Annotated in this window: 18 protein-coding genes; 16 read left to right on the forward strand and 2 right to left on the reverse strand. The window is 36.7% G+C overall.

The window, feature by feature from the left end:
• Positions 1 to 117 precede the first annotated feature (117 nt).
• Together ACTQV4_RS09825 and ACTQV4_RS09830 are read right to left on the reverse strand one after the other, a co-directional pair.
• Positions 118 to 393, reverse strand: coding sequence for a hypothetical protein (locus tag ACTQV4_RS09825; protein WP_441549853.1), 276 nt, complete (start codon positions 391 to 393; stop codon positions 118 to 120).
• Between the two features lie 83 nt (positions 394 to 476).
• On the reverse strand, positions 477 to 821 hold the full coding sequence (locus ACTQV4_RS09830; RefSeq protein WP_441549852.1) for a DUF7222 domain-containing protein: 345 nt from the start codon (positions 819 to 821) through the stop codon (positions 477 to 479).
• Between the two features lie 233 nt (positions 822 to 1054).
• On the opposite strand from ACTQV4_RS09830, the gene ACTQV4_RS09835 reads away from it, so the two are divergent.
• The 16 genes from ACTQV4_RS09835 to ACTQV4_RS09910 all read left to right on the forward strand — a co-directional run.
• A complete protein-coding gene (locus tag ACTQV4_RS09835) occupies positions 1055 to 1288 on the forward strand; it encodes a DUF739 family protein (protein WP_441549851.1) in 234 nt (77 codons plus the stop codon).
• A 13-nt stretch (positions 1289 to 1301) separates the two neighbouring features.
• Entirely contained in the window at positions 1302 to 1538 is a 237-nt protein-coding gene (locus tag ACTQV4_RS09840) for a hypothetical protein (protein ID WP_149969365.1), read from the forward strand.
• A gap of 24 nt (positions 1539 to 1562) precedes the next feature.
• A complete protein-coding gene (locus ACTQV4_RS09845; protein WP_441569745.1) occupies positions 1563 to 2120 on the forward strand; it encodes a hypothetical protein in 558 nt (185 codons plus the stop codon).
• On the forward strand, positions 2113 to 2238 hold the full coding sequence (locus ACTQV4_RS09850) for a hypothetical protein (protein ID WP_441549849.1): 126 nt from the start codon (positions 2113 to 2115) through the stop codon (positions 2236 to 2238). Before ACTQV4_RS09845 ends, ACTQV4_RS09850 begins: the two co-directional genes overlap by 8 nt.
• On the forward strand, positions 2216 to 2551 hold the full coding sequence (locus ACTQV4_RS09855; RefSeq protein WP_441549848.1) for a hypothetical protein: 336 nt from the start codon (positions 2216 to 2218) through the stop codon (positions 2549 to 2551). The genes ACTQV4_RS09850 and ACTQV4_RS09855 overlap by 23 nt, the downstream gene beginning before the upstream one ends.
• Positions 2538 to 3452, forward strand: a complete 915-nt coding sequence (locus ACTQV4_RS09860) for a phage replisome organizer N-terminal domain-containing protein (RefSeq protein ID WP_441549847.1) — start codon at positions 2538 to 2540, stop codon at positions 3450 to 3452. Before ACTQV4_RS09855 ends, ACTQV4_RS09860 begins: the two co-directional genes overlap by 14 nt.
• Positions 3453 to 3678: 226 nt before the next feature.
• Positions 3679 to 4032 carry a hypothetical protein gene (locus tag ACTQV4_RS09865; protein ID WP_441569746.1) on the forward strand — a complete coding sequence of 118 codons (354 nt, stop codon included), beginning with the start codon at positions 3679 to 3681 and terminating at the stop codon, positions 4030 to 4032.
• Position 4033: 1 nt separating this feature from the next.
• Positions 4034 to 4510, forward strand: coding sequence for a siphovirus Gp157 family protein (locus ACTQV4_RS09870; protein WP_441549845.1), 477 nt, complete (start codon positions 4034 to 4036; stop codon positions 4508 to 4510).
• 7 nt (positions 4511 to 4517) lie between these two features.
• On the forward strand, positions 4518 to 5144 hold the full coding sequence (locus tag ACTQV4_RS09875; RefSeq protein WP_441549844.1) for an ERF family protein: 627 nt from the start codon (positions 4518 to 4520) through the stop codon (positions 5142 to 5144).
• A complete protein-coding gene (locus ACTQV4_RS09880; protein ID WP_441549843.1) occupies positions 5141 to 5524 on the forward strand; it encodes a single-stranded DNA-binding protein in 384 nt (127 codons plus the stop codon). Before ACTQV4_RS09875 ends, ACTQV4_RS09880 begins: the two co-directional genes overlap by 4 nt.
• A 34-nt stretch (positions 5525 to 5558) precedes the next feature.
• Positions 5559 to 5951 (forward strand): hypothetical protein, encoded by a 393-nt coding sequence (locus ACTQV4_RS09885; protein ID WP_441549842.1) that lies wholly within the window; start codon positions 5559 to 5561, stop codon positions 5949 to 5951.
• A 47-nt stretch (positions 5952 to 5998) separates the two neighbouring features.
• The gene (locus ACTQV4_RS09890; RefSeq protein ID WP_441549841.1) at positions 5999 to 6514 is read left to right on the forward strand and encodes a DUF1642 domain-containing protein; all 516 of its coding nucleotides are present in this window, start codon (positions 5999 to 6001) and stop codon (positions 6512 to 6514) included.
• Complete coding sequence (locus tag ACTQV4_RS09895) at positions 6515 to 6694, forward strand: hypothetical protein (RefSeq protein ID WP_435534771.1); 180 nt, start codon at positions 6515 to 6517, stop codon at positions 6692 to 6694.
• A gap of 363 nt (positions 6695 to 7057) precedes the next feature.
• Positions 7058 to 7264 (forward strand): hypothetical protein, encoded by a 207-nt coding sequence (locus ACTQV4_RS09900; protein ID WP_441549839.1) that lies wholly within the window; start codon positions 7058 to 7060, stop codon positions 7262 to 7264.
• Entirely contained in the window at positions 7261 to 7590 is a 330-nt protein-coding gene (locus ACTQV4_RS09905; protein WP_441549838.1) for a hypothetical protein, read from the forward strand. Before ACTQV4_RS09900 ends, ACTQV4_RS09905 begins: the two co-directional genes overlap by 4 nt.
• On the forward strand, positions 7587 to 7966 hold a 380-nt coding region (locus ACTQV4_RS09910), incomplete at its 3' end, for a DNA cytosine methyltransferase (protein WP_441569747.1). The genes ACTQV4_RS09905 and ACTQV4_RS09910, both read left to right, overlap by 4 nt.

Consider the following 7966-nt stretch of genomic DNA (forward strand, 5'->3'; position numbering starts at 1 on the left):
CTGTTGAGCTTGTGTTGGTTACCCTCTACGTTTTTTGATCTCTTTTTGCATTTTGTTTATTCCTTTCTGATTGCCTTTAATTAGTTGTAAGTTATTGATTATACCAAGCCCTTTTGACTATTTTATTTTAACCACATGAGTTTTTAAGCGATAATCCGTCCAATTTTTATTTTTAATCCACATTGGAAAATCTATTATAACACTAGTTATATTTTGCCATTGTCCGTTATAATTGCCTTGTAAAACAATTGTACCAAGTTGTAACCTCATTTCTTGCCTAGTGACACCAAAAAATTCGCATATACCTTCAATCATTTGTTTCTTGTGTAAAGTCATTTCTTTTGTTGTCCTAAAAGTTTCACTAACCTTTTGCAATTCTTTTGTTTGTTCCATTTTGTTTTCCTCCAAAAAATGTTTTTATTTTTTAATGACTAGCAGACCCTCGCAAGCCTACTGACGGCTTGAACTGTATAGTCTTATTCTGTTTCCATTGTCGCGACATATTCTTCAAACATTGCCCAAATTACAGTGTTTTTATTATACTCTGAGTTAATAGCAACGTCCCAATTGTGGAATAATTCAAAAGGATTTAACCCGGTTTCTTCTGTCAATTCCTCAAGCCAATCGTTGCATTCATCCTCAAAGTTATCAAATAATTCAGTTGTTTCCCAAAAATAGATCAATCCGTCAACCATACCTGAGATACAACCGTGTTTTGCTAGATATTCATCAAATTTTTCTTTGCTATCGTAACCCTCAACAGCTGACTCGTATATTTCATTAAAAGCCTCGTGTATAGTTTCCATGTTATCGTATTTCATTTTAATTTCCTCCTGCCCTGCGGGCTTTTGTTATCTTTATGGTTTAATTATATCATGGTCATGTGACTATGTCAAGTGTTTTTATAAATAAATTTTAAAACGTTATATTATATAGTAGAAATAAGAAAAGTTTAGGATAAGAAACAAAAAAATATCAAAAAAATAATAAAAAGTGTTGCATTATTGTTTTTATTAGTGTATAATAAGACTATAAAATAAAGAAAGGAGCAAACATGGTTTACGATTATTCAAAACTAGAAGGAAAAATTATCGAGAAATTTGGAACTAGAGAAAGTTTTGCCAAAGCATCTGGAATAACAGCCAAATCCATTTATGATAAATTAAATAACAAAACAATTTGGAAACAACCAGAAATTTCTAAAGCTATGGAATTGTTATCTATCTCAGGCGAAGATATTGAGTTATATTTCTTTAAAAAGAAAGCTAATGACACAGAACAAGAATAGAAAGGAGCATAATATGTCAGAAATTATCGGTGGACTAGCAGTCCTTGGATTTATCGTGATGCTTAGCGCATCAAATGCTATCTTTGAAATTCGTAAACTGGAGCGTGAGCGAAAAGAGCGGGATTTGAAAGCGCTGAAAGAACAAGAAGATTGGCTCCTGGTGCAAAAAGGGATTGCCATGGAACGGGCTACATTTACCAAAATGGCCCAGGCAACGTTGGCTAAAGGGCCGTGTAAAGAAATTGTGTAATTTGCGTAATGAAAGGAATTGAAAATGAATAAAAAATTTGAATTATTGCTCGATGACACCATCGAAACGTTCGGTAGGAAACTATTCCGCATAAGATCCAAGGTTGCTTTTGGAAGTGTAGAAGTAGATGAAAAAGGCGGATATATCGAGAAGGAAGGTAACCTATCTCAATCTGGCAACGCTTGGGTATTTGGCGACGCTCGGGTATATGGCGACGCTTGGGTAACTGGCAACGCTTGGGTAACTGGCAGCGCTCAGGTATCTGGCAACGCTTTGGTAACTGGCAACGCTCAGGTATCTGGCAACGCTTTGGTAACTGGCAACGCTAGGGTATCTGGCAACGCTCAGGTATCTGGCAACGCTAGGGTATCAAAGACAAGCGACTATATCGTTTTTAAAAACACATGGTCCAGTTTTAGATGGTTTACTTACACAAAATCAAACAAAATGTGGAATGTTGGCTGTTTTTCTGGCACAGGTCAAGAATTGATTGAAAAGGCTTATAAAGACAACGAAAAATCTGGTAAGAGTTATGAAGCATATGTAAACCTAGTACTTGAATTGGAGAAACTGGATGACTGACAAAGAAAAACTAAAGCAAATCAGCAAATCGCTTAAAAAATTTCAGCGGACAGGGGATGTAGAGCATTTAGAAGATATTGAAAGGATATTGGAAGATGACGGAACTGACGACTGTTGAAGCAAACGTGTTGAACATTATCCTACCGTATCGCTTCGATAACCCTATCAAATTTGAAAAAGTGCAGGAACGAACAAAGCTAGGTAGACGCACTTTGCAAAATGTGCTAGAAGCCATCAAAAAGAAAGGACATCCAGTAGGCAGCCATAAGACAGCACCATTTGGGTTATATATGGCTATGACCAAGGAAGAACTTGAAATTGGTATGAGAGCGAATGTGAAGCAGGCAGAAACCACACTTGAAACCGCACGAATTCAACGCAACATTGATTTTGAAGAGTATTGGAGACGAGGTATAAATGGCAGACAATAGAAAATATTATTACTTAAAACTAAAGGAAGATTTCTTTGAAAGTGATGAAGCTGTCGTTTTGGAAAGTATGCCAGATGGCTATATTTACAGCAATATCTTATTGAAATTATATCTAAGAAGCCTTAAAAACGATGGTATTCTCATGTTTAACAACCTTATCCCGTATAATTCGCATATGTTGGCAACTATTACAAGGCATCAAGTCGGAACTGTTGAGAAAGCTGTAAATATATTTAAGGACTTACAACTTATTGAGATTTTGGATAACGGCGCAATCTATATGACCAATATCAAAAATTTTGTAGGAAAATCAAGCAAAGATGCTGATAGAAAACGAGCAGAATATAACAAAATAAAGCGACTTGGAGAAATCTCCACCATAGGAACGGAGAAATCTCCACCAGAGATAGAGATAGAGATAGAGAAAGAAATAGAGAAAGATATAGATATAAATATAGAGTTAGATGTAGATGATAAAAAAACCACCACCGGCACAAGCATTCAAAATTATTATCAACAAAGAATTGGTCCATTAGATGGTTTTCAGTTTCAGCAACTGACCGAATATGTCACTTTAGATGGTATGGATGTTGATGTTGTTATCAGAGCAATTACAGAAGCTGCTGACAACGGCAAACGGAATTTCAAATATATCTTGGCTATCCTACGCAATTGGAAACAGAATGGCATTAAGACTATTGTCCAAGTCGAAGAGCGAGAACGACAGCGAATCGAACAAAAGGTCAACTACTCTAACAGTGGAAACAATACACAACCTCAGCGAACAAATGTTCCAACTTGGTCAACCGAGCCAGTAAAGACCGAACAGACTACAGAAGGACAAGCAAAGTTAGCAGAACTCTTTGCTGAGTTAGAGGCAATGGAGGGTGCTGATGATTAAATACACAATCCGATGCAAGGAATGTCAATCATATAGCACAGTGACAAACGAAGACGACTGCGAGCTAAACTGTCCTAAATGCTTATCTGAGCAATTGGTTGTCATCTACAAAGATGCGTTACCAGAACCAGAAGACGAAGACAGAGCCTATGACGAATGGAAAGACAATGTAGCGATGGGCTACCAATAGCGAAAAAGAAAGACAAAAGAGGAAAAGAAAATGACAATGTCAAACGAAACAAAAATGCTTGCAACAATGATTTTAGAAATTGCTGAGACAGCTAACAAATGGGTTTCTCGTCCAGAAAGAAGCACTATAAAGTTGGTTGATGAATATATTGAATCAAATAAAGCGTATAAGATTGAAACTGACGAAGACGGTGACACAGAAAAGGTTTTTGCTGGAGTTAAAGACGAGCAATTAGATCGTATTTTGAAGCATCTGAAAACATCGTTAGAACGAGACGGAAATGACATTTCCCGTTATGCGGAAGAAATTTCAAACAAGGGCGAGCGTCAATTGAGTTTAATCAAAACAATAGTAAAGCATTATGCTGATGTAAATACGGAGGATTTATAACATGGCACTATTATACGAACTAGAAGGAGTTTACGCAGAATTGCAAGCAATGGAATTAGGCGATGAAACCTTCAACGATACATTAGAAAGTATTGACTTCCAAGAAGACTTGGAGCGGAATATCGAATATTTTGTCAAGCTATTAAAAAATGCAGTTTCTGATGCAGAGAGTTTCAAACAGGCAAAACAGGAATTTTACGAAAAAGAAAAAAACGCAAAGGCTAAAGCGGAAAAATACAAAGAAGCTATTGAACGTGCTTTGAAAATGAGCGATAAAAAAAAGGTGGAAGCAGGGTTGTTCACTGTGTCGCTCCGAAAATCTAAGCAAGTCGATATTTCAGACGAAACAAAAATCCCTCTTGAATTCATGAAATTAGAATACAAGCCTATCAAAACTGAACTGGCTAAACATCTGAAAGCTGGTGAGGTTATAGAAGGTGCAACATTGATCGAGAAAGAAAGTTTGCAGGTAAAATGATATGACAATGAATTTTGCAGAATTACAAGCGAAAATGCAGATCGGCAAGGTTAGCAAGCAGGGAGTGAAGTATTCTTTTAGAAATGCAGAAGATATTTTCACACATTTCAAAACATTAAATAGTGGTTGGGAAATAAACGTGTCTGATGATCTTGTTGAAGTTGGTGGCAGAATATTTGTTAAAGCTACAGCAACTGCAACAAAAGATGATGAAGTTCGCAATGCCACTAGATTTTCAGAGCTTGACACAGTACCAATTCTCAACACAAAAGATTATAAGACTGGTGAGCTTAAACAAGTCCAACAAATGCAAGTTCCACAATGGACAGGGGCGGTTAGTTCCTATGCAGGAAAATACGCTTTACAAGGGCTGTTTGGGATTGGTGAAGAAGATGTTGATTCATTAGTTGATGAAATTGAGAAGAAAAAAGAAGCGAAGACTAAAATACCAAAAGAAGTAGTCGAAGCATATAAGAATGGTATACAGTCCGTTATCGATAGGACAGGTAAGAATGACGGTTCAATCACGAGATGGTTCTGTGAGAAATTGGGAGTCGCAAAAATCGAAGACATAACGATGGAACAAATCTCACTAGCAGATGGACTATTAAATAAATTGGAGAATAATCAATGAAAGTAACAAACAAAGGCTATATCAACTTTAACGATAAGTACAACAAAAAGACAGATGCCATGATGACAGCAAGCATGAGCTTCTCAAACGGGAAAGAAGATGACGGAGAGTGGAAGAATGGGTATATCAATGTAATCGCTTTTCGTGACAATATACAACAATTAGAAAGTTCTGTTGGTCAGTTAGTAGAGATTGAAGGAACATTCCGATTGAACGAGTACACAAATCAACAAGGTCAGGGTATTAAGACACCACAAATTATTATTGACACATTTTTAAATGGTTCAGCAAGTAAGCCAAATAATTATTCTAAAAACGAGACCTCATCATTTGGGAAAACAAGTCCTGTCGATATTGATGATTTGGAGTTGCCATTTTAAACATAAAAACAAAAAGTAAAAGCAGGGCTATTAGTTGAAATTTGAATTTATTTTATCAAATACAAAACACAAAAAAGAAATGTTGAACGCTAATGATAGACCACATTGGACACAGAAGGCTAAAATTACTGCCTATCTTCGCCAAATTGGGCGTTTAAAAGTATCTGAGGGTAAATATACTGCCTACACAAAAAAACGCCCCTGCGGGCTTGTGGTGACGATTTACGCACCAACTAAAAGACGAATGGATCCACCAAACTTTTATCCAACCATAAAAGCGTTAGTTGACGGTATGACGGATGCAGGTCTATGGGCAGACGACAACCATGAAATTATTAAGTACATGACGTTTGAATTTGGTGGTCTAAGCCAAATCAAGGATAAATACAAGATTGAAATAGAAGTAGAGGAATATAATGAAATTTGAATTATTTAATGGCCATTTTGAAAATGCGGAACATGCAGAGGAAACAGATGAATAAACAAGAAGCGATTGAGGAAATTAAGAAACAGAGCACACAAGCATACGATGATTTTGCAATAATGCGAGACGCAGCTATCCATATTATTAACCAAATCCACGAACTGCAGAAAGTGGTAGTTCCGAAGTTTGTGGCTGAGTGGATTAAGTGGTGCAAAACAAACGAGGCGACTTTGCTTGGTGCAATCAGTCCAATAGATGAATTTGGCTCGGCTATCTGCAATGATAAGCGAGTGGAGTCAATGGCTGCTTCTAGATGGGCACAACGTAACCAAGACACATTCGCTCGTGCTTGGCTTGACGGCTATGAGATCGAGAAAGAGAAACTGTACACGGTTGAGATTGAAGGAGTAAGCTCGGGGAAGCTGTTTAAAAATATTAAAACAAACAAATATCTATTCCACAGCGGTAACGGATTGAACGGTTACACAGATAAATTGACAGAAACTGAAATCAAACAGAAAGACGAACGGTTGTGGCGGTTTGCTGTGCCTGTGGAGGAGAATTAAATGCCGGAATTTTATATAACAGAAGACTTTGTAACACCTATCGAATGCTTAACAATAGCCTTAGAGTCTATACAGGAACTTTACGATGAGAAACGCATCAAAGACAGAGAAAATGCCGAACCGCTTATTGATTCGTACAAGTATGCGATTGAATTGCTAATGAAAGAAGAGGTGGAGTGATGGATTGGCCGATATTAGACTTTTTATTTAATCTCATCATGTTATCTTGTCTAATAGGGATTTTAGTTGTTATTTGGGCTATTATTATCGGTATGATTTTTATGTTTTTTGAAAAATAGGTGGAGTACTTATGATACGATCCAGAAGATATGTTAACCGAGCAAAACACGCACCGAAACTATCAGATGCATTTAATCCGCTTGATGTGGCTATGTTATTGCAAAAAGAAATTAACAGCAACAACCTACCGTTTGAGGTAGCAAGCGCGCAGACAGGTATACCAGAGAAGCGGATTGAGCGAATTTATCGGAATGATTTACCAACAGATGATGAGATGGTTCGGATTTTAGAATGGGTGGGGAAATGAAAGTAACTGTACATTATACGCAAGAATTTATGGGAGAAACACTGAATTGTAAGTACGATAAATATTTCAATCCTAAAAGCGATAGGCTAACTATGCAAGATATAGAAAAAATAGATTTCGAAATGGAAGTAATTAGCAATTTATGCGACGACCCACATGTCAAAAAAGTTTGGTTTGAATACCACGAAGAGGTGGAAGAATGAAAATTGAAGAAGTCAGAAAAACATTGATTGAAGTCATCAAGCATTTAGACACTTACAGCGATAGAGAATTGGTGGAAATCAAAGGTATTGCCGATAAGATGAAAGAGATGGCAATGTACGAAGAATTTTGTAGAGAAAAAGGGATAACAGATGAGATGTACCGAATATCGGAAGAAGATTTCCAATTTTTAAAAAACGGCTGTTATCACATTATGAGCATAGCAATGAATTATGCTAACCCATTTGTTTCTGACATGGAAGATTGGGGTTCGGTTTATAGTGATGCTGATTTGATGCTAAGGGTTTTGGAAGAGGTGGTAGAATGAAATGTATTAAAGTATTTGAATCGTTTAGTGGAATAGGAACACAACGCATGGCGCTTAGAAATTTAGGAATAGAGCATGAAGTAGTGGCAATTGCAGAGATAGATAAATATGCCTTATCAAGTTATGATGCAATACACGGAGATTGTCCGAATCTAGGAGATATTAGTAAAATTGACCCGAACACAATACCTGACCATGATTTGTTTACCTATAGTTTCCCTTGTTTTACAGGAGACACCTTGGTGCTGACAAACAGCGGGTACAAGCGTATTGATGAAATCAATATCGGAGATGCTGTTTTAACCCATACAAACCAGTATAAAAAAGTGACAAATGTTTTTAATCAAGGTGTCAAAGATATTGTTAACATTAAAGG

This window comes from Collinsella sp. LCP19S3_B11 (genome assembly GCF_052121915.1).
In the GTDB taxonomy this organism is placed as follows: domain Bacteria; phylum Actinomycetota; class Coriobacteriia; order Coriobacteriales; family Coriobacteriaceae; genus Collinsella.